General features: G+C 67.6%; 20 protein-coding genes. 8 read left to right on the top strand and 12 right to left on the bottom strand.

Going from position 1 to position 25036, the window contains the following annotated elements; all coding sequences use genetic code 11:
* Nucleotides 1-13: 13 nt before the first annotated feature.
* The 7 genes from ACYVOK_RS14950 to ACYVOK_RS14980 form a co-directional block, all read right to left on the bottom strand.
* Complete coding sequence (locus ACYVOK_RS14950) at nt 14-697, bottom strand: AAA family ATPase (RefSeq protein ID WP_460662991.1); 684 nt, start codon at nt 695-697, stop codon at nt 14-16.
* The gene (locus ACYVOK_RS14955) at nt 694-2193 is read right to left on the bottom strand and encodes a hypothetical protein (RefSeq protein WP_460662992.1); all 1500 of its coding nucleotides are present in this window, start codon (nt 2191-2193) and stop codon (nt 694-696) included. The genes ACYVOK_RS14950 and ACYVOK_RS14955 overlap by 4 nt, the downstream gene beginning before the upstream one ends.
* Nucleotides 2186-3208: a YveK family protein gene (locus ACYVOK_RS14960; protein ID WP_460662993.1), complete on the bottom strand. Its 1023-nt coding sequence runs from the start codon at nt 3206-3208 to the stop codon at nt 2186-2188. Before ACYVOK_RS14960 ends, ACYVOK_RS14955 begins: the two co-directional genes overlap by 8 nt.
* On the bottom strand, nt 3205-4320 hold the full coding sequence (locus tag ACYVOK_RS14965) for a glycosyltransferase family 4 protein (RefSeq protein WP_460662994.1): 1116 nt from the start codon (nt 4318-4320) through the stop codon (nt 3205-3207). Before ACYVOK_RS14965 ends, ACYVOK_RS14960 begins: the two co-directional genes overlap by 4 nt.
* Complete coding sequence (locus tag ACYVOK_RS14970) at nt 4317-5612, bottom strand: O-antigen ligase family protein (RefSeq protein WP_460662995.1); 1296 nt, start codon at nt 5610-5612, stop codon at nt 4317-4319. The genes ACYVOK_RS14965 and ACYVOK_RS14970 overlap by 4 nt, the downstream gene beginning before the upstream one ends.
* Before the next feature lie 7 nt (nt 5613-5619).
* Nucleotides 5620-7188: a lipopolysaccharide biosynthesis protein gene (locus tag ACYVOK_RS14975; protein WP_460662996.1), complete on the bottom strand. Its 1569-nt coding sequence runs from the start codon at nt 7186-7188 to the stop codon at nt 5620-5622.
* Nucleotides 7189-7331: 143 nt separating this feature from the next.
* Nucleotides 7332-8645 carry a glycosyltransferase family 4 protein gene (locus ACYVOK_RS14980; RefSeq protein WP_460662997.1) on the bottom strand — a complete coding sequence of 438 codons (1314 nt, stop codon included), beginning with the start codon at nt 8643-8645 and terminating at the stop codon, nt 7332-7334.
* A 134-nt stretch (nt 8646-8779) separates the two neighbouring features.
* Here ACYVOK_RS14980 and ACYVOK_RS14985 point away from each other — a divergent pair, with 134 nt between their 5' ends.
* Nucleotides 8780-10099 (top strand): UDP-glucose dehydrogenase family protein, encoded by a 1320-nt coding sequence (locus tag ACYVOK_RS14985; protein ID WP_460662998.1) that lies wholly within the window; start codon nt 8780-8782, stop codon nt 10097-10099.
* Here ACYVOK_RS14985 and ACYVOK_RS14990 read toward each other — a convergent pair.
* A complete protein-coding gene (locus ACYVOK_RS14990) occupies nt 10075-11358 on the bottom strand; it encodes a sugar transferase (RefSeq protein WP_460662999.1) in 1284 nt (427 codons plus the stop codon). The two genes, ACYVOK_RS14985 and ACYVOK_RS14990, sit on opposite strands and share 25 nt — an antisense overlap.
* A gap of 128 nt (nt 11359-11486) precedes the next feature.
* A complete protein-coding gene (locus tag ACYVOK_RS14995) occupies nt 11487-12434 on the bottom strand; it encodes an NAD-dependent epimerase/dehydratase family protein (protein WP_460663000.1) in 948 nt (315 codons plus the stop codon).
* Nucleotides 12435-12763: 329 nt separating this feature from the next.
* Between ACYVOK_RS14995 and ACYVOK_RS15000 the strand changes: the two genes are divergently transcribed.
* Together ACYVOK_RS15000 and ACYVOK_RS15005 are read left to right on the top strand one after the other, a co-directional pair.
* Nucleotides 12764-14113 carry a pectate lyase family protein gene (locus tag ACYVOK_RS15000; RefSeq protein ID WP_460663001.1) on the top strand — a complete coding sequence of 450 codons (1350 nt, stop codon included), beginning with the start codon at nt 12764-12766 and terminating at the stop codon, nt 14111-14113.
* Nucleotides 14114-14277: 164 nt separating this feature from the next.
* Nucleotides 14278-16764: a PKD domain-containing protein gene (locus ACYVOK_RS15005; RefSeq protein ID WP_460663002.1), complete on the top strand. Its 2487-nt coding sequence runs from the start codon at nt 14278-14280 to the stop codon at nt 16762-16764.
* A gap of 642 nt (nt 16765-17406) precedes the next feature.
* Here the strand turns inward: ACYVOK_RS15005 and ACYVOK_RS15010 are convergent.
* The 3 genes from ACYVOK_RS15010 to ACYVOK_RS15020 all read right to left on the bottom strand — a co-directional run bounded on the left by ACYVOK_RS15010 (nt 17407) and on the right by ACYVOK_RS15020 (nt 18900).
* Nucleotides 17407-17943 (bottom strand): hypothetical protein, encoded by a 537-nt coding sequence (locus tag ACYVOK_RS15010; protein WP_460663003.1) that lies wholly within the window; start codon nt 17941-17943, stop codon nt 17407-17409.
* Complete coding sequence (locus ACYVOK_RS15015; protein ID WP_460663004.1) at nt 17944-18537, bottom strand: hypothetical protein; 594 nt, start codon at nt 18535-18537, stop codon at nt 17944-17946. It lies immediately after the preceding gene.
* Between the two features lie 87 nt (nt 18538-18624).
* Nucleotides 18625-18900: a hypothetical protein gene (locus tag ACYVOK_RS15020; RefSeq protein WP_460663005.1), complete on the bottom strand. Its 276-nt coding sequence runs from the start codon at nt 18898-18900 to the stop codon at nt 18625-18627.
* Nucleotides 18901-18968: 68 nt separating this feature from the next.
* On the opposite strand from ACYVOK_RS15020, the gene ACYVOK_RS15025 reads away from it, so the two are divergent.
* From ACYVOK_RS15025 to ACYVOK_RS15045, 5 genes are all read left to right on the top strand, one after another.
* On the top strand, nt 18969-20015 hold the full coding sequence (locus ACYVOK_RS15025; RefSeq protein WP_460663006.1) for a 1-aminocyclopropane-1-carboxylate deaminase/D-cysteine desulfhydrase: 1047 nt from the start codon (nt 18969-18971) through the stop codon (nt 20013-20015).
* Between the two features lie 241 nt (nt 20016-20256).
* The gene (locus tag ACYVOK_RS15030; protein ID WP_460663007.1) at nt 20257-22011 is read left to right on the top strand and encodes a S8 family serine peptidase; all 1755 of its coding nucleotides are present in this window, start codon (nt 20257-20259) and stop codon (nt 22009-22011) included.
* A 567-nt stretch (nt 22012-22578) separates the two neighbouring features.
* Nucleotides 22579-23265: a serine hydrolase gene (locus ACYVOK_RS15035; RefSeq protein ID WP_460663008.1), complete on the top strand. Its 687-nt coding sequence runs from the start codon at nt 22579-22581 to the stop codon at nt 23263-23265.
* Nucleotides 23266-23481: 216 nt separating this feature from the next.
* Nucleotides 23482-23913: a hypothetical protein gene (locus ACYVOK_RS15040; protein WP_460663009.1), complete on the top strand. Its 432-nt coding sequence runs from the start codon at nt 23482-23484 to the stop codon at nt 23911-23913.
* The gene (locus ACYVOK_RS15045; RefSeq protein ID WP_460663010.1) at nt 23910-25001 is read left to right on the top strand and encodes an SMP-30/gluconolactonase/LRE family protein; all 1092 of its coding nucleotides are present in this window, start codon (nt 23910-23912) and stop codon (nt 24999-25001) included. The genes ACYVOK_RS15040 and ACYVOK_RS15045 overlap by 4 nt, the downstream gene beginning before the upstream one ends.
* Nucleotides 25002-25036 lie beyond the last annotated feature (35 nt).

A 25036-nucleotide genomic window follows, 5' to 3' on the forward strand; every position in this document is an offset into this window, starting at 1 on the left:
GGCACCGAAACTGTCAGCTCTGCTGCCGCGCGTCATCAGCTCCGAGCGCGGCGAGAACCCCGTCGACCATGGTGTGGAGGATGTCTCTGCTGCTGTCCAGTCGAAGCACGCGAGGTCCGTTGTCACTCGTCACTTGCCGGATCACCTCGTCGTACTCGACTCGGGCGTTCGCCAACGCGGCCAGCGCGGGCCCGCGCGGGAGGTGCCGGAGACTGTGCGCCTTGACTCGCGTCGTGATGCGCTCGACGAGCACAGAGTCGGGAGCGTCGACAACCACGATCAGGTCGAGCAGGCCGGCCAGCTGCAGTGACTTGGTGTGGCGCCAGCCGGCAAGCGGACCGCCGGCCGGCAGTCCCCGATCCCGGTCGGAGAGTCGTGCCAGCGTGTAGAGCGGGCCTTGGTCGAACACGATGGTCGTGCGATGTCGTTCGAGCATCCGCAGCCCCGCTTCGACCCTGGCGATCCAGGCGAGTTGCCGCCGGTTGAGCGAGCGGCCGATCCCGTCGCGCAGTGCGACCGATGCCACCGCGGGACCGGCGCGCAGAACGAACGGCAGGCGATCGATGCCGCGGTAGTGCTTGACGATCCGAAAGTCCGGGGTGCGGTCGGCGAGCGCGGCGGCGAGCGTGGATTTCCCGGCACCGGGCGGCCCGATCACCTCGAGCGCACGGGCCGCGTACTGCCGGCCGCCGGTCATAGCTCGGACCAGACGACTGCCTTGACCGCGGCCAGGACGTCGGTCCGCGGGCGGTTGGCGTCCACGACATGGCCTCGCGTCCCGGTCCAGTCGGCGTACCACACCTCCTGGCTACGCGGCCGGACGAAGTCGGGATCCTCGTCGGCGCGGGCCACCGCCACCTCAGGGTCGACTCGAAGGACGATGAGCACGTCCGGCTCACGGATGTGCTCGTAACACCGCCGCTCATGTGCGGCCAGAATCCGGGCCGGCGGGCCGACTGCCGGGAGGGTCTCGACAACGCCCGTACGGCGGCCGTCCATCGAGCGCAGCTGGGGGAGGGGGTAGCGATCGGATACGACGATGCCGCCGCGTGCCGTGAACCGCCGGGCCCGGCCGTACTCACGGCGGCGGTCCCGGGCGGTCAACAGGTGCCAGACCAGCCAGGGATAGCCTGGGAAGCCGTCGACGCCGGCCCATGGCGGGCGGCGGGTGGCGCGAAATGCGCCGAAGCGGCGACCGACGGCCATGGTGCCTTTCAGGACGAGTGTGGTGATCGACCTCGGCGGCTTCCCGAGATGGATCCGTTGTACGTCCAGGGCCTGCGCGAGCCAACCGGACAAGTTCTCGACCACGGTCGATTTCCCGGCACCGTCGCCCCCGACGACGGCGATGACGGCCCCGCCGCCGGCGAGTCGCTTGCGAGCCCGTCGACCCAGCACGTGCCGGCGAATACCCCACACGATTCGGCGCCAGACGCGCAGCATGACGTCGAGCGGCTCCGGCCGGCGGAGGTGCACCGTCAAGGCGCGCATCAGCCGGCGGGCAGCCGCCGCCCGCGTCAACGCGGAAACCTGTGGCTCCACGGCCGCACGGCAGTCCTGCCACAACGGTTCCCCGACGAACGGCAAGTGGTCTCGTACGACGCCTGCCAGCCGTTCCGGGTCGGCTCGTCCGGTGAGGTCGGTGAGCTCTCGCTGTTCGCTCGGGGACAGTCGTCCCCGGCCGCAGGCGATCGCGTCCCAGGTCGCGTGTTTGAGGATCATCCGGATGACCAGTACGGCGAGTTCGAACTCGACGGACGGTACGCGGAAGAGCGGGCCGTTGGCTGCGGACGCAAGGTAGGGTTCCTCGATCGGCAGTCGGCAGTTCTTCGTGGTGTCGTCGCCGATGACGAGCTGGTACTGGACGTGCACGTGAACGAGGCGTCCGGACTCTTGATCGAGCCCGTAGTAGTGCAGTACCGAGGGGCGCTCGCGTTTCGGTGGCAGTCGAGCTTCCTTGAAACCCAGGTGACACAGCACCTCGGTGAATCTCTGCACGTGACGGCGAGCTACCAGGAGGTCCAGATCGTTGTCGCCACTGGCCGACCGGTCGAGCGCCTCGTTGCTCTTCCAGTGGCAGTACGCGATGCGCTGGAGGTCGAGGATGTGGCACAGCCGCCGTACGAGGTCGAGTGCCGGTGTCGGCAGTCCCGCCGCCCGCTCGACAGCGGGCGGGTTCTGGACGTCAGTCATCCCCTCGGCCCCTCTCGGTCGACGACCATCCCCAGCCGAAGCCGGCGACGCCGCTGATACCGCGCCCGGCCGTCGGATCGGGGACTGCCCATGCCGGCGCCAAGGTCTTCCGTCGCCTGGGGCCAGTCTCATTCCGAGCGCCTGCGGCGGCTTGTGCCGGCCGCTCGACTCGTCGCCGGGGCACCGCGGCGCGGCGGCGTTCCAGCAGATACGTGACCGGAATGCCGACCATGATCCCGAGAGCCACGGCCAGCACCACGGTCTGCTGGGTTCGCGGTGAGGACGGGATGGGGGAGGCGTGGGCCTTCTCGAGGATCTCCATCGAGGCCGACGCGCTACCGGGGGGCCGGAGAGATTCCAGGTCGGCGTAATTGCGTTGCCATGTGGCAAGGGTCTTCTCTGCGAGGTCGATCCGCTTCTGCAGATGCTGCCGGGCGGCCGGCGTCGTCGCCGCAGCCTGCTGCTTCCGCAGACTGACGAGGTAGGCGTCCGTGGCCGTGATCTTGGCTTGCAGGCCGGTGAGCTGGGCGTCGACAAAGGCCCGCTTCTCGCCGGCGGCACGGCTCGGGCTGACGGCGAGAAGCTGATTGGCGACCGCGCCTGCGATCGCCTGGGCCTGCTGCGGGGAGGCCGCCTCGACGGTGACCTCGATCAGCTGCGGATCGCCGGCGGGACGCTCGACGTGAACCCGGCGGGCGAGTTCCTCCGGGCTGGTACCGAGCTGAAGGGTTTTGACGACTCCCTCCATCACCGGCCGCCTGCGGATCATGTCGGCGTACGTCCGGGCAACGGCCTCGGCGGACTTTATCGCTCTGGTGTCCACCTGGGACGCGCGCAGGGTATCGCCGACGAGAATGCTCGTCGTGCCCTGGTACATCGGCGTCATCCTGGCGGTGATCATGGCAGCGGCCGCCCCACCGACGAGGCCGAGAGCGGCGATCAGCCACCACAGCCGCTTGATCCCGCGCGCAAGTGCGCTGAACTCCGGTGTGCCGGGCTCGGCGGTCTCCGTCACGACGAACCCCCCTCCGCTGTGGTCACGGCGACCCGCCGATAGACCGTGTTCAACGAGTCGTGCATCGCGGTGATCCCATATCTGTTCTCCACCACACGCCGGCAGGCCCGGCCGATGTCGATGCGCTCCTGCGCGGGCATCGCCCGGAATCGCCGGATCTGCTCGGCGAAAGCCTCCGCATCGTCGGCCGGGACGAGCGGGATGAAATCCGCACCCCGGGCGATCTCCCGGTGAGGTGGAATGTCCGAGAGGACCACCGGCCGGCCGCAGGCCATCGCCTCGAGCACGGCCACCGGCAGACCTTCGCCGTACGACGTCGACACGCACAGGTCCGCATGGGCCACCTGCCGGTACACCTCGTCTCGATCGACGAGGCCGGCGAAACGCACCTCAGCCGGTTGACGAAGGGCATCGGCCGCGGCCTCCAGCCGTGGGCGGAGGGGTCCGTCGCCGACCACGACCAGGCGGCTGTCGCCCGGCTCGCTCCGCACGAACGCGTCGAGCAGGGTGAAGGGGTTCTTGATGTCGACGAGCCGCCCGACGGACACGATCGTGAAGGGGTCGCCGGCGCAGTTCATGCTCATGCCGCCGAGAGTGCGGTCGATGCGGGCGAGGTCGACGGCGTTGGGTACGACGGTGATCCTGGATCCGCCGAGCATCCGCAACACCCGGGGAAGTGTTTCGCGCACGGTCTCCGAACACAGCACGATGGCGGGAAACATGGCGAAGATCGGGACGAGGAGCAGCCGGTTGCGAAGGCGGTAGTTCCGGAACGAGTTCTGCATCGTGAACACGCATCGCGCCATGGACCGGCGGCGGGACAGGTTCGCGGCGAGCAACAGCGCCCCGCTGGCCGGCGCGTGCGCATGCACCACCTCGTAGTCGTCGTGGTCGAGCGCACGCCGCAGCACCTGGAGCCCGCGATGGACGGTTCCATCACAGTCCAGGAGGGTGACCTCGGGAGGTGGGACAACGGATGATCGGCGGAGCGCGCAGATGGTGATCCGGCGCTCATGCGCGAGCGGCAGGCAATGTTCGTGGTACTGCCCGTTGGTCGGCGCGACATTGACGAGGATGTGCAGAATGCTGCTCGGTCCAGGTGTTCGGCTCATAGCTGGTCTCTCCGCTCTTCCTTCCTCGACTGGGGGATCGGATCCGAGCTGCTGCTCGGCCGATGGGCGACCAGCGCGAGTCCCAGGCCGTAGAGCAGCCAGTAGTGACGCTGGTTCATGACCGGGACCGTCATCAGGATCGTCATGATCGAGGCCATCGATGCGACGAAGGCCAAGACCAGGCCGCCGTGTGCGTCGCCGACCGGGGTGAGGGCGCAGGCTCGGTAAAGTCGCCGGAACCACCATGCGATCAGGTACAGGAAGGCCAGGGTGCCGACCAGACCAACCTGTGCCAGCGACTGGATCCAAAGGTTGTGCGGCGCTTGACTGGTGGCGAGTGGGTCGTATCGCGCCGCGACATTCCGGAAGTTGTCGAGCCCGGTGCCGACCAATGGCGACGTGGCGAACTCGCGCAGGCCCGCCAGCGCGAGGTGCTGACGCTCGGCCAGCAGCGTCGCTTGATCCTCCGGCGACATGGTCCGCTCGATTCGGTCACCAAGCGTCTGCGAGAACCCCTGGAGGTTCAGCATGACCCAGCTGGCACTCGCCACCAGGACCGCCACGATGACGATGCGTTGCAGTGCGCGTCGCGCGCCTAGACCGGGCCGAAGGACGAGATAGGTGAACAGCCCTACGATCGCGCCCGCTGTCGCACCGCGCGACGCCGACGCCGCGAGTGGCCACAACAGCAGGTAGGACAGCACACCTCCGAGCACGACCGCCCACAGCAGCCGATCGCGATGCCACAAGGTGTTCACCAGATAGAGGGCGAAGGGCAACAGGTAGGTCGCCAGGTAACCGAGCCGGTTCGGGTTGTCGCTGATGAATGCGAGCACGCGATCGGCGCCCTGAATCCGTCCGGCCACCATTGCCTGGACCACAGCGGCCAGCGAGCCGGCCGCGAACAAGAGCACGGCCCAACGGACCATCAGAGCGTCGCGGGCCATCGTGAGCACCACGGGAAGCTGGATGAAGAAGATGAACGCGAACTGGCCGAGCTGTTCGACCGCCTCTTCCATGTTCGTCGCCCGGAACGTGCTCGCCACCGCGGCACAGAGAAAGACGTAGCCGGCGACGACCACGCCGGCCGGCGGTGACACGATGTGCCGCCCGCCGGCAAGGATGACGAAGCCGGTGGCCAGCACCAGCACGTCGTACACGCTCAATGCGCCGACGATCAGAAGGTTCAGCGGTGCCACGAAGGCGCTGAGCAGGAACAGGCACTCGGGCAGGTCGAGCGGCGGCCGGCCGAGGAATGCGGCCGCCGGTGGCGCAGCGATCCTTGTACTCACTGGGGCCTCATCCTCGAGTCCGCCCGAGCACGGTTCGGATGCGGGCGACCAGGCGCCGCCGCTGACTCGCCGACAACCCCGCCCGACTTGCCACCACGGTGAGGATTCCGGCCGTACAGGCAGCGCCGGCGATCAGCATCGGCCACGACTCCGTCGCCAGGTGCGGTTGCACCGCCAGTGCGGCGGCGAACAGCGCCACCGTCGTCACTGCGGGACGCAGGATCCCGTGCAGTTGTGCGGAGAGTGGACAGCCGAGAGACCGGCCCACCTGCCAGGGATACGCCAGCGTCAGAACCATGCGCCCGGCAACGATTCCCGCGCACAGCCCGACGATTCCACGGTCGTAGACGCCGACAAGGGCAGCGGCGAGCCCGATCGACACAATCGTGGACGCCGCACCGGTGAGCACTTTGACCCGGAGATCGAGCGTCGCATCGATCAGGAAACCGTCGTTCCGGATGAAACAGAACTGCCCGACCATCACGACGATGAGCAGCGTGGCCGACGCTCCCGCATAGTGCTCCGCGCCCACCCACACGCCGACGAACGAAGCGTTCCACAGCAGGATGGAGGCACCGACGACGGTGACAACCAGCCAGTTCATCGCCATCAGCTCGTTCCGCACCTGCATCGCCCTGCTGTGCTTGCCCGCGCCCACGAGCCCGGCCAGGCCCGGCGTCACGCCGTTCACGACCGCCACGAGGAGCCGGTTGAGCGACTCGGCCACGAACTTGCTGATGACGTAGACGGTGACCAGGCTCACCGACGCGAGCATTCCGAGGAGCAGTACGTCGCTGGCGGTCATCAACTGGATGACGAGCTTCCAGCCCAGGAACCAGGCGGACAGGCCGAGGAACCACCGCACGGTCGCTCGCGCCGGTCGCGCCAGGCCGAACCACGGTACGTACCGGTGGGCGATGGACCAGAACAGCACACCGGTCAGTACTGTGCCGGCCAGATTCGCCGCCGCCACACCGACGATGCCGGTACCCAGCAGCAGCGCGGTCGCCGTGAACCCGCCCCCGACCACGATCAGCGCAGCGGACAGTCCCATCCGCTTGTAGCCCAGGTTTTCGCCCTGGAGGACGGAGCGGGAGGAGCTGAGCACCGTGAGCACGATCGCGTCCATAACCAGCAGCGCGGCCGCCCAGCGGACCTCCGACACCAGATCGGACCGGACCCGCAGAACCACGGGGGCAAGCCACACGCCGAGAGCGCCCACACCGATCAGCACTGGAAGGAACAGCAGCCAGACCACGACCGCACTGCCCACGTAGCCTCGCTTCTCCTGGTCGTCGGCGACGTGCTGCCGATTCGCGACGGCGAACTGCAGCGCCTGCGACGACCGGCCGCTGGTTGCCCAGACGTATCCGGTCCACTGCCACAGCACGCGCCACGTGCCGTAGAGGTAGGCACCGAGACCGGCGACCAGCAGCGGGGTGAGCACCAACTCGACCACGCTGCGGGCGGCGAAGTCGAGTCCGGACGCGAGAGTGTTGAGCGACGCCCGGCGCGACAGGTTCCCGGTCGGCCGGCCCGGCGTGACGCTGCCGGCGACTTCGCGGTCGGATCCCATCGCTGTCCTTCCCTTGGACGAGCAGACGGCGCACCTGGTGCCTCTGGCTCGAACATAGGAACACTGCCCACGGCTGGGATGAGGGCGAGAGCGTATCCCTGACTACGTCGAACGGATGAGAAGCCTCCGGCGAGTACCGGCAGTCAGCGCCGGTGCGCGCCATCGGGCCCCGACAGCGGCGTGGACGCGTCGACGACATCGCGCCGTACGACCTGCTGAGGCGCGGGTTCGGTCACGGGCTCCGGCAGACCGAGCAGCCGCGCATATAGATCGTCGAGGCGGGCGCACATGGTCGCCTGGCCGAAGAATGAGAGCACCCGGCTGCGGCCCCCTTGCGCCATCCGCTCGGCAAGCTCCGGATGGTCGAGCAGCCAGACGACACCGGCAGCCAGCCCGGCCGGGTCGGCAGGATCCGCGAGGAGGCCGGTGGACCCCGGCTCCACGAGATCAGGGACTCCGTTCACGGCGGTAGCGACCACCGGGCGGCCGGAGGCCATCGCCTCGGTGAGTGCTCGCCCGAGCCCCTCGTACAGGGAGGAGATCACGAACACATCGAACCCGGCCGCGATCCGTGGCGCATCCGCGCGGAACCCGGTGAAGTCGATGGCAACCCCGAGGCGGTCCGCCTCTTCGCGGGCCTCCTGCTCCAGCGGCGCGCTCTCCAGCGTCCCATCGCCCACCATTGCGAACCGGACGTCCGGGCGCGCCTGGTGCACCAAGGCCGCCATCCGGACGAAGTCGAGTGGCGCCTTCTGCCGGCAGAACCGGCCCACCGTTCCCACCAAGGGTGCATCGCTCGGGATGCCGAGTTCGAGCCGCACCGACGGGTCGATGCGCCCGGGGATCCTGTCCAGGTCGACCGCGGAAGGGACCACCGTGATGGATCCGGGCCGCACGATCCTGCGCTCCACCGCCTCGCGCGCTATACGGGGTGAGACGGCAACGTACTGATGAGCGAGCGGCCGGGTCAGCCGGTCGAGGAGAAGGTACGCCGTTCGGCGCGCCCGGCTCATGAAATCGTGCGCGGAGAAGGCATGGAACGTGTGCACCACCACCGGTACTCGGGTGAGGCGTGCGGCGAGCCTGCCGAGCAGACCGGCCTTGGCGCAGTGTGTGTGCACGACTGTGAAACGCTCTTGGCGCATCAGCCTGACGAGACCGAACAGGGTCATCAGGTCGTGCAGCGGCGAGATGCGTTCGCGCAGGTGCGGCAGCTCGACAGTTCGGACGCCTGCCTGCCGCGCCTGCTCCCACAGCGGTCCGCCGGGCGCGGCTGCCACCCATGTCTCGTAGCGCTTCTCGTCCATCCCCGCGGCCGACAGCAGCGTATTGCCGCCGGAACCGCCGAAGAACCGGGTGATGACATGTAGCACCTTCACTCGTTCGGGTGCCGGCTGTGGGGGTAACGCCGATCCGGGCACGACGGTCGGTGGTGCGGCAGGCCAGGTAGCTCTCATCGAAGGGGACGCTAGCCTCCGCCGGACACTCGGGCACCGCGTCGCCGACGTACGCCGAGCTACGTCGATCGAGGGACGGCCACCACGGCGCGCGAGGTGAAGATTGCGTCAGCCGTGTCGCGAACGGAGGGAACGTGACGGATCGGATCACCGTGCTGGGCACCGGCTATCTCGGGGCAACCCAGGCGACATGTCTGGCCGAGCTGGGATTCGAGGTGCTCGGCATGGACGTCGACGCCGAGAAGATCGCCGCGCTGTCCAGCGGACGACTGCCCTTCTACGAGCCCGATCTCGAGCCGCTGCTGCGTAAACATGTCGAGTTGGGCAACCTGCGCTTCACGACTTCCTTTGCGGAGACCGCGACCTTCGGCGAGGTGCATTTCCTCTGTGTGGGCACGCCGCAGCGGAAGGGCGACGACGCCGCCGATCTGACCTTCGTCGATGCTGCCGTCGACGGACTGGCCCAGCATCTCGAGCGAGAGTGCCTCGTCGTCGGCAAGTCGACCGTTCCGGTCGGCACCGCGCAGCGGCTGGCCGGGCGGATCGCCGATCGCTCACCGGCAGGCCCGCTCGCGGAGATCGCCTGGAATCCGGAGTTCCTCCGCGAAGGCCATGCCGTCGATGACACCCTCCGACCGGAGCGCCTGGTGGTCGGCGTGCGTTCCGAGCGTGCCGAGCGGGTCCTGCGCGAGGTCTACGCGAAGCCGATCGCGGCAGGTACGCCGTTCCTCGTCACCGACCTGGCGACCGCCGAGCTGGTGAAGACCGCCGCGAACGCGTTCCTCGCCACGAAGATCTCGTTCATAAACGCGATGGCCGAGCTGTGCGAGTGTGCCGGCGCCGACGTGGTCCGGCTGGCCGATGCGATCGGCTACGACTCCCGCATCGGCCGCCGGTTCCTCGATGCCGGCCTCGGCTTCGGTGGCGGCTGTCTGCCGAAGGACATCCGGGGGTTCATGGCTCGCGCGACCGAGTTGGGTGCGGGCCAAGCGCTGCAGTTTCTCCGTGAGGTCGACGCGATCAACCTGCGCCGGCGGACCCGGGTCGTCGACCTTGCCCGCGAAGCATGCGGCGGTTCCTTGGCCGGCAGGCGCGTCGGAGTCCTCGGCGCCGCGTTCAAACCCAACTCCGACGATGTCCGGGACTCACCGGCGCTCGGCGTCGCCGGCCAGGTCGGTCGCCAGGGTGCCCAGGTCACCGTGTACGACCCACGGGCGAACGACAACGCCCGCCGGCTGTTCCCGGCCCTGGCCTACACCGACTCGGCCGTCGAGGCGTGCACGAACGCAGAGGTGGTACTGCACCTGACCGAGTGGCCGGAATTCCGCACGATGGACCCGACGATCCTCGACCCGGTCGTCGCGCAGAAGTACATCGTGGACGGCCGTAACGCGCTGGACGCCGACGCCTGGCGTCGCGCGGGATGGATCTACCGCGGCCTCGGGCGGTCCTGAGGTACGACAAACATCGATGCCGGAGGTGGCTCCGACCGCCGGATCAGGGCGGGCACGGTGCGCGCCATGACCTTGAGATCCATCCACAGCGACCAGTTCTCGATGTAGTCGTTGTCGAAGTCCACCCGGTCCTCGATCGAGGTGTCGCCACGCAAGCCGTGCACGGCCGCCCACCCCGTGAGTCCGCCGGGCACGCGGTGCCTGTCGTCGTAGCGGGAGATCTCCCGGGCGAAGCGCTGCGCGAAGAACGGGCGCTCCGGCCTCGGACCGACGATCGACATCTCTCCACGCAGGACGTTGACGAGCTGAGGTAGTTCGTCCAGCGACAGTGCGCGCAGGAGCCGGCCGACTCGTCCGACCCGATCGTCGTTGACGATCGTCCATCGGGTGTGTGACTCCGTCTCGTCCGCCGGGTGCATCGACCGGAACTTCAGCATCATGAACGGCCGGCCGCCACGACCCAGCCGTTCCTGACGAAAGATCACCGGGCGGCCGATTGCCATGCGTACGGCGAACGCGATCGTCAGCAGGAGCGGCGCCAGCACGGCCAGCGCGACACCGGCGAGGAGCACGTCCAGCATCCGCTTGACACGCCACGAAGGCCGGCAGGACGCGGGCGGCTGCAGGCGCACCAGCCGCCCGCGCCACACTCTGTCGTTCGTGGCGCACGTCCCGGCGGGGGGAGCGAGGTAGACGTCGAGCCCCCGCTCGCCGCAGGTGCGTTCCAGGTCGAGCATGTCCGGCCCGGGATCAGTGCCAAGTACCACCACAACGGCGTCGACCGGTGAATCGCCGTACCCGTCGAGTGCCGCTCCGGACCGGCCGCCCTTGCCACGGTCGACGATTCGCAACCCGTACGCAGGATGGTCGGCGAAGTCGCGGACAAGTCGCCGGCGATCAGAGTCCGCGCCGACCACGATCGCCCGCTGGAGGAGCATCCCGCGGGACCGAAGCCGGCGCACCGTTGCGTACGTCGCGACGCGTACGAGCGATGCCCCCGCGCCGAAGCCCAAGGCATAGGTCACCGCCCCGCGCTGGACGTCGTCGCGATCGACGAGCCAGCTGAACACGGACGACACGGCGATCGCCGTGAGTACCGATCTGACCAGCCAGGGAAGGTCGTCGAGGACGGACAGCGAGCACCTGAAACGATAGAGGCCCGCGGACGCCCAGCCCGCCATCGTGGCGATGAGGACGAGGAAGTGCATCGCGTCCGAAGGCAGTCCGATCAGTGCCGACAGGGCGACGAACGCCAGCACGTCTCCGCAAACCAGCAGTCCGCCCAGAGCACGCGACGATCGCCGCCGGGCTATTCCGGCGACGCCGCCGCCAACTGCGGCCGATGAGACGCGCGAGGTGACTCCGACTGTCACGTGAACCGATGCCCCTATCCAACCCCGACCGATCCCGCCGTCCGCTCCGCCTCGACCATGAGAGCCAACCCCTCATCGAGACCGACGGTGGGCCGGAATCCGAACCGTCGGCGCGCGAGAGTGCAGTCGGCGGCCGTATGGCGTACGTCGCCGCGCTGAGCGGGACGGCGGATGACGTCCACCTGCCCCAGCAGTCCGGAGACGATCCGCACCACCTCGTTCATCGAGGTGCGACTGCCGCCGCCGACGTTCGCGACCCCGGTCCACGACGATCGTGCGGCGGCCCGGAACGCGGCAACCACGTCTCCCACGAAGGTGAAGTCACGCGTCTGCTCCCCGTCGCCGAACACGGTGAACGTCCGTTGATGGAGCGAAGCGGTGATCAGCCTGGAGAAGGCCATGTCCGGTCGTTGCCGCGGACCGTACACGGTGAACAGCCGCAGCGAGACGGTCGGCACGTCGTACGCCACGCGATACAGCTCGCACAGATGCTCCGCCGCAAGCTTGGTGACGCCGTACGGCGATATCGGGCGCGGCCGGAGCGTCTCCGCAGTGGGATACGCCTCGGCGTCGCCGTACACCGACGAGCTCGACGCGTAGACCAGCTTCGAGGGCCGGACGTCGCGGACGGCCTCGAGAAGCCGCTGGGTGGCCAGCACGTTGTGGTCGACATAGGTCGCGAACCGCTCGCCCCATGACGGCCGCACCCCGGGCTGCCCAGCCAGGTGGAAGACCACGTCGGCACCCTCGAAGAGCGACGCGATCGCGGCGTGCTGCAGCGCCACGCGATGCAGCACGAAACGATCCCAGCCGAGGAGGTGAGCAACGTTCGCCTCCTTGTACCGAGGGTCGTAGTAGTCCGTGAACGCGTCGATCCCGACGACCTCGCAGCCATCGATCAGCAGCGACTCGCACAGGTGCGAACCCACGAACCCGGCCGCACCGGTCACGACAGCGCGCATCGTCCTGCCCCCATGGCGTCCGCCCTCTCCGCTGGCAGTGCCGACGCTAGGCGGGTCGAACCTTCGCGACCTCAGGCGGGGTGGTGACTCCTGATACGTCACATTGCCGAGAGCCTGCAACCGGTACGCGCGTCGTCCACCGGATGCATCACGCCTGGCTGCTGCAGATGTATGACGGCATCCGTTTCGCCAGGTTCGACAATCTCCTCAGTCGGCTGGAGAACTGACATTTGGTGTTGACGAAAGCTACCGCGCAGCGGCTCGTGCCACGGCCCGCCGGCATGGTCCCGCGGCATCGCAGGCCCCGGAGGACCCGGGGACCTCTCGTCGTGGCTGCCGCGGTTCTGGTCATCGTCGCGGCAGGGGTCGTGACGCAGGCGCTGTCGACACGCGATGCCGGCCAGCCGTCCTTCCCCGGTGCTCAGGGCTTCGGCGCGAGCACCCCTGGCGGACGTGGCGGAAGGGTTCTGCACGTCACCAGCCTCGAAGACTCCGGTCCCGGCACCCTGCGCGAGGCACTCAATGCGCGCGGACCACGCATCATCGTCTTCGACACCGGCGGCACCATCAAGCTGGCGTCATCCATCCGGATCAAGGACCCCTATGTCACCATCGCCGGTCAGACCGCGCCCGGTGACGGCATAGCGTTGCGCATGCGTAGCTCACAGGATTCCGGACTCCTGGACGTCAACACGCACGACGTGGTCATTCGCGGACTGCGACTCCGCCAGGGGCCACACAAGAAGGTGGACGCTGCGATCCCGCTCGAGCTCGCCGACGGCGCCAAGCGGGTCGTGATCGACCACAACTCGTTGTCCTGGGCCACCGACGAGGTGCTCACGACGTACGACCACAGCGCCGACATCACGATCTCGTGGAACATCATCGCCGAGGGTCTGTCGCACTCCCGTCACTACAGTGGGGAGCACTCGCGCGGGCTGTTCCTCTCCGGCGACGACTCGCGCAACATCACCGCCCACCACAATCTGCTCGCGCACAACATGCGGCGCAATCCGGAGGTGTCCATCGCCGGGGTCGCAGACATCCGCAACAACGTGATCTACGACTACGGGACGGTCGCCACGTTGGTGTCGGACAAGCGCAACTCGCCGGGGATGAACGTCGTCGGCAACTTCTACAAGCCAGGCCGGGACTCGTCGCTCGACGTACCCGAGATCCGTGGCTACCCCGAGGGTTCCGGCATGCCGTTGTGCGCGGCGGGGAATCTCCGGTCGAACGGTCAGCCGGCGCGCCTGAACGCCGATGCGAACAGGTGGCTCGTCTCCTCGGCGGCTCCCGCGCCGCCCGTGGCCACGACCAGTGCCTTGCAGGCGTACGACGACGTACTCGCCGGCGCAGGCAGCCGGGCACCGCGGCTGGACAGCGTCGATCGGCGAATCATCGCCGACGTACGCAACGGGACGGGTCACATCATCGACGACCCTGCCGACGTCGGCGGATGGCCGGACCTGACCCCGGGGACTCCCGCGGCAGACACCGATGCCGACGGAATGCCTGACGAGTGGGAGACCCGGCGCGGACTCGACGCGAACACCGACGACTCGGCCCGCGACCGCGACCGCGACGGCTACACGAACATCGAGGAATACATCAACGCGTTGCTCCCCACTCCACCGCACGCCGACTCCGCAGGCACCGGTGCATGTTCGCGCTCGTGAATCGGCCCATCCTCGAACAGGTCGCCGTGGGCACGACGCGGCAAGGTCTCATGCATTCGACGTAGTGCGCTGTCGCACTTTGTGCCGACCTACGCGGGACCGAAACGCATGATGATGGTGGGAGCCGAGGCCGGCGGAACGCCTCGGCAAGTGGAGCGCGTGCAATGAGGGGGCCGTCAGTGCCACATCCGCAACTCGGCTCAGTCCTGGTCGGCACGTGCGCGGTTCTCGGGGCCTTCCTCGTTGCCACGGCCGCGGATGCGGCACCCGTCGTGTACGAGGCCCGGGAGATCCGTTCCATCTACACGAGCGAGCTGGGTCTGGACCGGCCAAACGGCGTCGCCTACTCTCCGTCCGACCGGATGCTGGTCGTCCTCGAGGAGAAGGGGACGACCGCCAGGGCCGTCCGGGCCTCGACCGCCGGGGACAAGGTCGGCGAGGTCGACGTACCTGTGTCGATCGACGGCACCACAACGGCATTCGACCCGTCACAGCGCGGGCTCACGACGCTGACAGGCGGCAAGCTCGTATCCGTGCCGCTCACCGGCGCCTCGGCGGTCAGGCGCATCGATGCGGCACCGCTGCGTGTCCAGGAACCGGCTGGGCTGACGCTCGACCCCTCCGGAAACCTGGCCGTCCTGGACACCGCCGACGGGGAGATCGTCACCCTGCCGGCCGGTGCGAACCCCGGGGCCGCCCGCCACACCACACTGCGCGGGCTTGACGCGAAGAACCTCAGAGGGCTCGCCTACAACCCGGAGGACAGGCTGACGTATGTCGCAGACACTTCGGCCGGCCGGTTGTACGGGTTGAATCCGGGAGGCAACGTGGCGGCGACGTACGACATCGGCAACGTCGGCATCGCTGACCTCCGGTCGATGACCTTCGCTCCTACTGCAGACCCCACCGACAAGCCGGCCGCGCATGACCTGTACGTGGCCGACGGCGGCAGTGGACACACGCTCGGTCGCGTGGTGCAGGTCTCGTTGACCGCTGCGCAGCTGGCCAGTACCGCAACGACGACGGCTACCCTCGTCCGCACTATCGACACTTCGGCGTGGAACCCGCCGAGCCCCGACCCGGCGGGCATCGCGTACATTCCGAGCAGCGGACGGCTCCTGGTGAGCGACTCCGAGGTCGAGGAGATGCCGATCTACCAGGGCGTCAACCTCTGGCAGTCGACCCTCGTCGGCGCGGTTCAGGCCACACGCACCACCGTTGGATACAGCAACGAGCCCACCGGGGCCGGCTTCAACGGCACCAACAGCCGCATGTACATCTCGGATGACGACGCCGACCGCATTTTCGAAACCCGCCCCGGCACCGACGGCCGGCTCTGGACCTCCGACGATGTGGTCAGGAACTTCAGCGTCAGGTCGATCGGCAACAAGGACGCTGAGGGAGTGGACATCGATACGACCAACGGCGACGTCTACGTCATCGACGGTGTCGCGACCGACGTCTACCGGTACACCGCGAGCGGCACGTTCCTGGGCAATTTCGACGTCGGGCAGTACGGCGCCCGTGACCCCGAGGGCATCGCGTACGACGCGGTGCGCGACCACCTCGTCGTCGTCGATCACAGCTCGAGGGCGATCTACGAGATCACGAAGGCGGGGGCGCTGGTCAACGTCATCGACATGCGCTCTGTCAACAGCGTGAAGGCCGCCGGCATCACAGTCGCACCGGCGAGCAACGGGTCGGGTGCGTCCAACTTCTATGTGGTCGACCGCGGCATCGACAACGACTCGGCCCCGACCGAGAACGACGGCAAGATCTACGAGATCTCCGCGAACCTCTCGACGGTCGGCAACGTCGCGCCGGTCGTCGGTGCGGGTCCGGACCAGACCATCGCTCTGCCGAACGCAGCGAACCTCGATGGAACCGTCAGTGACGACGGGCGACCGAATCCGCCCGGCACGGTGACCAGCACCTGGTCGAAGGTCAGCGGTCCCGGCACAGTGGGCTTCGGCAACGCCAACGCGGTCGACACCACCGCCGCCTTCTCGGAGGCTGGCACGTACCTGCTGCGGCTTACGGCAGACGACTCGGCTCTCTCCGCTTCGGACGAGGTGACCGTCACTGTGCAGGCAACAGCCTCGGCGCAGGCCGTCGACGTTCCCGTGGCCGGCAGCTCCGACGACGCCGAGGAACGCGTTTCCACCGGCATCCCCGATCTCACCAGCAGCGATCTCGAACTGACCTTCGACGGCACCAGCAGTTCGGCCAACCAGGTCGTCGGCATCCGGTTCACCGCTGTCGACGTACCCCGGGGCGCGACCATCACGAAGGCGTACGTGCAGTTCGAGGTCGATGAAGTGTCGATGGGTGCCTCCTCGCTCACCATCAACGGTGAGGCGGCCGACAATGCCGTCACCTACACGGCTGCGACGAACGACGTCTCCTCGCGACCGCGCACCACCGCAACCGTGTCGTGGACGCCCCCCGACTGGGCCGTCGTCGGAGAACGCGGCGTGGACCAGCAGACGCCGGATCTCCAGCCTGTCATCCAGGAAATCGTCAACCGGAGCGGATGGGCGAGCGGAAACGCGATCGCCGTGGTCGTCAACGGCACCGGCAGACGCACCGCACAGGCCTTCGACAGCTTCCAGCCGGGAGCGCCTCTCCTGCACATCGAGTACACGACCTGAGCAGCGAATCCCGCACACCCACCCCGGCGGCGCCAGGCCCATAGCGGGAGGCCAATCCCGAAGCCACGTCCAGCGGCGAACGGCACGTACAGCGACGGTTGAGGGGAACGTGCCAGTCATCGAAGGCGCTGAGCAGAACCCACTCCCGCGGAATCCGGCCGTCAGCAAGACTGCACCGTGCGCCATCCGCAGTTCCGACAGGAGGTCACGCCACGAGACCCGAGCCCACAGCGACACCATCCCGTCGCAGCAACCCGAGACCCGATTCAACTGGCCCAGCATCCAGCCGTATGGTTCGGCCGAACTCAGGCCAGGCAAAGACGGATCGGTACGAAGGACACCCGTCGCAGCCAGCTCCTGGTAGGCGCGTTCAGCTTGAACGGAGTACATCACGAGAGTTGTCGCATCAAGGCCATGGCTCCATCGCCATGGCGCCGCCCGCCACGGCGGCGCAGCTCAACCACACGTCGGCACTTCGAGGTTTGAGTACGACTCGAAAGAGGCGCGAACGGGCGAGCGCGATGTAGCAGGGCGGCGGGTCTGTTCCTCGCAGTGTCTTGGGTGAGGGATTTCCATCGTCACGCCGGAGGGAGCAGTGAGGAGTGAGTTTCACGCGTTCAGTCCGGTGGGAGGTTGCCGTGGTCAGCCGATCGGCGGAACTGACTCCAGCCATTGCGGCTCGTCAGGCGGGCTGGCTGGCTGTGGGGTGTGCCGTTCGGCTGCGGGGGACGAACGCGGTCGAGGTCGTCCCGGGACTTCGTATACCCGCCCGCATGCCATGCACTCCAGCACCAGCCGAGGCTCCACGGCGTTGACCGCGAGCAAGAGAACCCGATCGTCGAACGGGCAGGAGAACACTGAGGCGTAATAGCCAACCGGGCGCTGGGGCGTAGCGCTATCCGCCCGCGTGGTGGGTCGACGGGGCTCGTACTCGATCCGTACGCGCCGACAGATCACGTCGTACATGCCGTGCTCGTCGAATGCGATCCGGAAGTGCCGCAAATCCCAGTTGAACCCTTGCTCCGCCAGGGCGGTCAATCGCTCCGAATCCTCGAGCTCGCCCAACTCCAGGCCGCCTTCCTCCGGCGCCGCGCGTTCGCCCGCGTCCCAGTCTCTCCAGCGGTAATGGCGACACGAGAGTGGGATCGGTCGGGCCTCCTGCATGACTGAACCGAACATCTAATGGGGATGTGTCCGCAACATTCCGTCTGCGTCGACCAGGTCAACGGTCACGGCTTTGTGACCGTCGTTCAGGGGAGCCGGCAAGGTGCCCCAGACGATCCGTTCACCTCCGGTGTGGTGGATCAAGTGCTCGGTGAGTTCGCTCGGCCCGCTGATGATGTCCATGTTCAAGACGACATCGGCTTCATTGGGGTATCCCAGAATGATTTCTCCCGTTGACGTCACTTCGTCGAACATCTGCTGGCGAGTACCTTCGTCATCTTGGCTGATGTGCACTCCGCCGTCGAAGTAGAAAGACACCCGGCTGCCGGCCCGAAGCTCGTCGTACACCTCCCTGACTTCCTCAGCCGACCGCACCATGAACCACCGGGTGCCACCCCCACCCCTGGCCAGCCGCTCAAGGACCACGACGTCAGCCCAGGGCTCACTCCAGCGTCGCGCCAGAACCTCATGCTTGCCCAACTGAAGAGACATCGCGGATGCCATGAGGCCCCACTTCGGTAGACGATACGAGCCGAATTCTTGCAGCCTGTCGAGCATCTGCTCGTCGCGACCGGTGCCGGCGGTGCCGGAGTAGCAGCCAGCGGTCATATGTCACGAGCCGGAACTCGCTGCAACACTTCGCTGCTGTGCCCCGCGTCCGGCAGTGAGAGGCGCTGGCTCGACCTCCAGGTCACGTCATTCATCGACGACCAAGCGATAGTTGGGGACCTCGGCTTCTCGCCGCAGGGTTCCCGCCAGCCCATCGGGCAGAGCACCAACTTGAGGCGGCAGTCCCCGGAGGCACTGGCCGCACCAGAAGGAGGACACGCCTTGAGTGTCATCCACTCCGTCCACCACGTAAACCAAGATGAGGCAGCGGTGTCCGCAAGCAGGACATTCAAGCTTGGCCAAATTCTCGGGCGCTCGCCATGCGGCGTCGAAGGCGCCGAGCCAGCGTTCAAATTCAGTCATCTCGTTACCAGAGGCTATTCCACCAAACGTTCGCGATCGCCTCGGCTCGCCGCTCCGTATACCGATACGTGCCTCGTGCAACGTCATCAGGAAAAGACCGAGGATCGGGGAGACCCATCTCGCAAGGTTGCCCACAACAGTTCAGCGGCAACGGTGCTCCGGGTGGCGGGCTGCGAGGCGGGCGGATCGTGGTGTCGTGCCATGCTGGCGGGGTGGAGGATGGGCTGATTGCGGGGCTTCGGTTGCCGTCGCCGGTGGTCGAGATTGACGACGGTCGATTGACTGCCGCAGGGGTGCGGGTTCTGCTGAAGCGGGACGATCTGATCCATCCGGAAGTGCCTGGGAACAAGTGGCGGAAGTTGAAGTACAACGTCGCGACTGCTCAGGAGTTGGGCTTCGAGACTCTGCTGACCTTCGGCGGGGCGTATTCGAATCACATTCGGGCGACCGCTGCCGTCGGGTACTACTGCGGTTTCAGCACGATCGGCGTGATCCGGGGTGAGGAGCATCTGCCGCTCAACTCATCGCTTCGGTACGCCGTCTCGCGCGGTATGCGGCTCACGTACCTCGACCGCGCGACGTACCGAGCGAAGACCTCAGACGCCGTCATCGATGCATTGCATCAGGAATTCGGCGACTTCTATCTCATCCCGGAAGGCGGCAGCAACGCTGATGCCGTACGAGGTTGCGCCGAACTGACGGCGGAGCTGGACCCGTCCTTCGACGTCCTGTTCTGTGCGGTCGGTTCCGGAGGGACGCTCGCCGGAGTGGCTGCCGGTGCGCGGCCCAGCCAGTTGGTGATCGGGATTCCGGTCCTGAAAGGTGGTGCATTCCTCGAGGACGACATCGCTGGGCTGCAACGGCAGGTATATGGCGCGCGTACCGGGTTCTGGCGGCTCGAGTGCGACTACCACTTCGGCGGCTACGCGAAGCGGACTCGTGAGCTGGTTCAATTCATCGACGACTTCGAGGCGCGGCACGGTCTGCGTCTGGACTGGGTGTACGAAGCGAAGATGATGTACGCAGTGTTCGACCAAGTGGCCCGCAACGGGTTTGCGAGAGGTACGACGATCGTGGCCTTGATCAGCGGCTCCGGCGAGGTGCCAGACATCTGATGATGGCTAAGCCTTGCGGCCACTCTCGATCGAGGGGGAGCAAGAGCTGCAGCGTGATGATCCGCCAGTCACCGGGGGAGCTGTTGGCCGTCGCACCGGACGAGGCTGTCTCGGGACTTGAGTGCCGGCCCGCATTCCCTCGTAGAAGGTGGCCTGTTGGACCTTCCGCAGGGCGAGGTCGGGTCGTAGGTTGCGTCTCGTGTGGGGCAACGCGGTCACGCACGCGAAGGGAGTCATTACGATGCGTAGAGGACGATTGCTCGCGACGGCGCTCGCCGGTGCGATGGTCGCGGCGTACCTGACCGGCATGGCGGCGACGGCTTCGACAGACTCAGGGACAGTGACGGCGAACGGGGTGGAAACCAGCTACCTGGTGCTGGCGAAGAAGGGTGCCTCGGCCGAGGCCGTCGCGCAGCGGTTGCGCTCAGCTGGCGCCACTGTCACCCACGTCAACGCGGCCATCGGGCTGGTCGCCGCGCGATCGTCCGACGCGCGTTTCCGCGAGAGCGCCGGCGCCCTTGCCGAGGTGCAAGGCGTCACGGCTGACGCTGCCATCGGCACCGCTCCACAGCGGGCCAAGGGTCCGGACCCGGTCGAGCAGGAACACATGTTCGACCGGAGCCGGGCGAACGGCACCGGCAAGGGCGTTCCGCCGGCCCCGGCGGACCACGACCCCTTCGACGGGCTGCTCTGGGGCATGGAGATGATCCAAGCGATCGAGGCGCACGCCGTCGAGCAGGGGGACAAGGTCCGCGTGGGCATCCTCGACACGGGCGTCCAGGGCGACCACCTCGACATCGCGCCGAACTTCGACGCCACGTTGTCGCGGAACTTCACCACCGACATCCCGGCGATCGACGGGCCCTGCGAGGAGGCCGGCTGCGTCGACCCGGCGAACGAGGATGACAACGGGCACGGCACGCACGTCGCCGGCACCATCGGCGCGGCACTCAACGGCCTGGGGGTCAGCGGTGTCGCGCCGCAGGCCGACCTGGTCAACATCCGCGGTGGTCAGGACAGCGGCTACTTCTTCCTCGGCCCGGTCGCCAACGCGCTGACCTACGCCGGCGACAACGGCCTGGACGTCGTCAACATGTCGTTCTACGTCGACCCGTGGCTCTACAACTGCGTGGGCGGCGCCCCGCAGGATCGCGCGTTCCCCCAGGCTGTCGCCGAACAGATGACGATCATCGAGGCGATGAATCGCGCGCTCGACTACGCCCATGGCAGGGGCGTCACCCTCGTCGGTGCCCTCGGCAACAACCACGAGGATCTGACCAAGCCCCGCCAGGATCTGTCGAGCCCCGATTACGACAACCCGGCCTACCCGTGGGACAACACGCCGTACGCGCGAACCATCGACAATGCCACCTGCTACGACCTGCCGGTCGAGGGGCCTCACGTCCTCGGTATCTCATCACTCGGCCCGTCAGGCACCAAGGCGGACTACTCCAACTACGCGACCGGCCTGTCGCCTGAGATCGAGCTGTCGGCCCCGGGCGGCTGGTACCGCGACGGGTTCGGCACGGACTCCTACCGCACCAACGGCAACCTGATCCTGTCTTCGGTACCGCTGGTGTCGCTCACGGACACCGGGGAGGTCGACAAGAACGGCAACGTCACCAAGCTCGGCCGCACCAACGGTGTTCTCAAGGCCTGTGACAACGGCAAGCAGAACGAGAACACCGCGACGTGCTCCTACTACGCCTGGTACCAGGGCACGTCGATGGCCGCTCCGCACGCCAGCGGGGTCGCCGCTCTCGCCGTGGGCGCCCACGGCACGGGCACGGCGGCCGCGAATTTCGGGCTCGCGCCCGACACGGTCCGTTCGCTCCTGATGTCCACCGCCACAAACCACGCCTGCCCGGTAGGAGGCGTGCAGTCTTACGAGCGCGAGGGCCGCTCCGCGGAGTTCACGGCGACCTGCTCGGGCACGGTGGACTTCAATTCCTTCTACGGGGACGGCATCGTCAACGCCCTGGGCGTCGTTCAGTGACTCCCTGAATTCGGCAGGCGGGTCCCGTCGCCTCAGGCATCGGGACCCGCTGTCGTCCACTCACGTCTGGCGGTTGCGGCCCGCTCGTAGTCTCGTACTGCGTTCGGCTGCGCAGCGTACGGCCGGTCTCCAACGCTGCCCGGCGGGCTCGCGTGCCCGCTCAGGCGGGGGAGGCCAGTTCTGGTATCGGACGAGAGGACCGGACTTGTCGATCGGACGACCGGGGAGATGCTGGAGTTGACGACACCTGGGGAGGTCCGCGCGCATCGGGCCAGACCTGACTATGCCCACGTGACGATGTGTGGCTACGTTCTTGCGACCTGCTGACATGGACTTTCGCGCGCGCCGAATTCCTGCCGCGAATGCAGCGCTCATCCAGCCGAATGCCTCGGTCGCGGACTCGGGCGGCGTCACTGCGGACAGCCGTTCGAGCAGCCGGGACATCGCTGGAGCGACGGCGGATCCCCAGCAGAACAGCAGAGCGGTGAGGACGCCCGGGTTGGGAGCGACCACAAGGGTGGCCAGTCCGATCGCGACGAACAGCATCAGGTGGCGTAGCTGGGCGCGATGGCGCTTGCGCAGGCCATAGAGTACGCCGCCAACGAGGGAGCCGAGGCTACCCACAGCCACGACGACGCCCGAGCGCGAGGTTGCCTGTGCTCCGCTGACCATTGCTACGACGCCGATGACCTCGCTGCTGAAGGCGAATACGAGCAGTGTTCCGGCGACCAGCACGCGGGGGACACCCGGCGAGATGATCCACCGCCGCCGGAGGCTCCGATGGGCGACCCTGAATCGATTGATTGGTCCGAGCGCGCCGCGACCTTTCTGGGCGGGATCACACCGCAGTCGTTCAACAGCCGGCGACTTCATGCCGCGGAGCTGGCCGGGGCGAGCGGCATCGCGTCGGCCAGCGGGTTGGCCAAGATCTGGTCGGCGACCGTCACACCGACCGACGGCGTGCGGCTGATCGGGGACGACATGGTCAAAGCGCTTCGCGAGCCGCGCAGCGTAGGCGTACCACGCTTCGTCACCGGACCGCCGCCGTACCAGGCCTGGGGCGCCGGCGTCATGATCCCGTCCGACTGGCAGCCGTACCTGTCCCCGACCTCCTTCGGCCACGACGGCGCCGGTGGCCAAGTAGCCTTCGCCGACCCCGACGCAAAACTCGGCTTCGCCTACCTCACCAATCAGCTGGGCGACTGGTCCCGCGGAATCGCCGTCATCGAAGCCTTGACCCGCGCCCTCGAGTGACCGTCGACCCCATCGACCCCCACCGCCACATCGTCGCGGCGATGACGGCCGCGCTGCGGAACCTTCTCGGACCAAGGCCCTCCCGAACGCGTAGGGCTGCCCGGCCTTTGAACGCGTAGACCACCGGCCGCCGGGACGGTAGGGCCCGAGTCTCTGGCGGAGAGACAGCTTGGCGTGTAGCGTGAAGTATCACTTCACACTACATCTGGAGTTGCTGTGATTAATCGGGTTGTTGAGATCGCTACACGTGTCGCGCTCGTCGGGATTGGGGTCTTCACCGCGGTGCCTGTGACGGTGCTGTTCAGGCAGGAGCAGTTGGAGTCCTACGGCATCGTTGATCCGGATCCGATGGTGCTCACGCTGCTGCAGCACCGAGGCGTGTTCCAGTTGCTCGCGGGTGCGGCGCTGGTGTGGGTTGCGTTTCGGCCCGACCTTCGCATCCCGATAGCCGCCGGTGTCATCGTGGCGAAAGGCGCGGCCCTGTTGTTGACGTTTTCGCGGCCGGAGGCGCAGGAGCAGGCCAGCAGGTTCATCCAGGGTTTCGACGTGGTGTCTGTCGCGGTCTTGCTGGCGATCATCGTCGCGAGCGCGGGGAAGTCATTGCCCGGGCAGCGCCGGGCTGACGCGAGTATGGAAGTGGCGCGGTGAGTCTGCGCCGAGTCCTGCGGGCTGTCGTGGTTGGTGTCGGCGCGATCGTGCTGGCAAGCGCGCTGGCCCTCGGCGTTCTGCTGGTCGTAGTGTCGCCACCGGTCGCGGACTTCGATCCCGAGGGTTGGCGGCCGGGCCCAGGTTTCGGGGTCGATCGGCGATCGTCGGTCAACGCGACCGCGGTCACGGTCGATGCGCCCTATGGGCCGGAGGACATCGCCGTCGACCGTAGCGGGGTGGTGTACACCGGCGATCGGCACGGCATGATCCGGCGGATCCGGCCGGATGGGTCGATCGAGGCCTTCGCGGACGTCGGAGGGCGGCCGCTCGGGCTGGCGTTCGACCGGCGTGGGAATCTGATCGTCGCCAACCATGGCAGGGGGCTGCAGGCCGTCGATCCGGACGGGAGGGTGAGGTTGCTGGCGGACGAGGCGGCCGGCCGGCCGATCCTCTTCGCCAACGACCTTGTGATCGATTCGGTCGGCGCTGTCTGGTTCTCCGATTCGAGCTTCCGCTACAACACGGCCACGCTTGGCGATGTGCCGTCGTACCTGGTGCCTGATCTCGTGGACGGGCGCGCCGCTGGTCGGCTGCTGCGGTACGACGCGCGCACGGGTCTGACCGAACAGGTGCTGGACGGCCTCTATTTTCCGAACGGGGTTGCGCTGACCGCTGACGAGACGGCGGTGTGGATTGCGGAGTCGACCCGCTACCGGATCCTGCGGTACTCGATCGGCGAACGGCGGACCGATGTGCTGGTCGACGACGTGCCCGGCGTTCCCGATGGCCTGAACCGCGACGCCGATGGGTCGATCTTGGTGGCGCTGTACGACCGGACGCCGGCGCTCGACGACCTGATCCTGTCGACGGCGCTCGGCCGCCATGTCATGATCCGGCTGCCGAACTCCCTGTTCGTCAACGAGGATGATCCGTTGACCGGCGCGATCCTGGTGCTGGAGGCGACCGGCGTCGTACGTCGTTTGCACACAGGCCTCGATCCGGCGGCGACGAACGTCGTACCCCATGAAGGCCGCTGGTATCTGGGTGCGTTGCTCACGCATCCGGTTCGGTCGACGGCGGCGCGTTGACAGCGCGGGGTTCCGTATAGTCGCCGACGTCAGGA

This window comes from Kribbella swartbergensis, assembly GCF_054784135.1.

Coding starts and splice junctions, on each gene's coding strand:
- ACYVOK_RS15005 (WP_460663002.1), top strand. CDS start 14,278: ATGAGGGGGCCGTCAGTGCCACATCCGCAACTCGGCTCAGTCCTGGTC.
- ACYVOK_RS15010 (WP_460663003.1), bottom strand. CDS start 17,943: ATGTTCGGTTCAGTCATGCAGGAGGCCCGACCGATCCCACTCTCGTGT.
- ACYVOK_RS15030 (WP_460663007.1), top strand. CDS start 20,257: ATGCGTAGAGGACGATTGCTCGCGACGGCGCTCGCCGGTGCGATGGTC.
- ACYVOK_RS15020 (WP_460663005.1), bottom strand. CDS start 18,900: ATGACTGAATTTGAACGCTGGCTCGGCGCCTTCGACGCCGCATGGCGA.
- ACYVOK_RS14950 (WP_460662991.1), bottom strand. CDS start 697: ATGACCGGCGGCCGGCAGTACGCGGCCCGTGCGCTCGAGGTGATCGGG.
- ACYVOK_RS14955 (WP_460662992.1), bottom strand. CDS start 2,193: ATGACTGACGTCCAGAACCCGCCCGCTGTCGAGCGGGCGGCGGGACTG.
- ACYVOK_RS14965 (WP_460662994.1), bottom strand. CDS start 4,320: ATGAGCCGAACACCTGGACCGAGCAGCATTCTGCACATCCTCGTCAAT.
- ACYVOK_RS14980 (WP_460662997.1), bottom strand. CDS start 8,645: ATGAGAGCTACCTGGCCTGCCGCACCACCGACCGTCGTGCCCGGATCG.
- ACYVOK_RS15035 (WP_460663008.1), top strand. CDS start 22,579: ATGGCGCTTGCGCAGGCCATAGAGTACGCCGCCAACGAGGGAGCCGAG.
- ACYVOK_RS14975 (WP_460662996.1), bottom strand. CDS start 7,188: ATGGGATCCGACCGCGAAGTCGCCGGCAGCGTCACGCCGGGCCGGCCG.
- ACYVOK_RS15015 (WP_460663004.1), bottom strand. CDS start 18,537: ATGACCGCTGGCTGCTACTCCGGCACCGCCGGCACCGGTCGCGACGAG.
- ACYVOK_RS14995 (WP_460663000.1), bottom strand. CDS start 12,434: ATGCGCGCTGTCGTGACCGGTGCGGCCGGGTTCGTGGGTTCGCACCTG.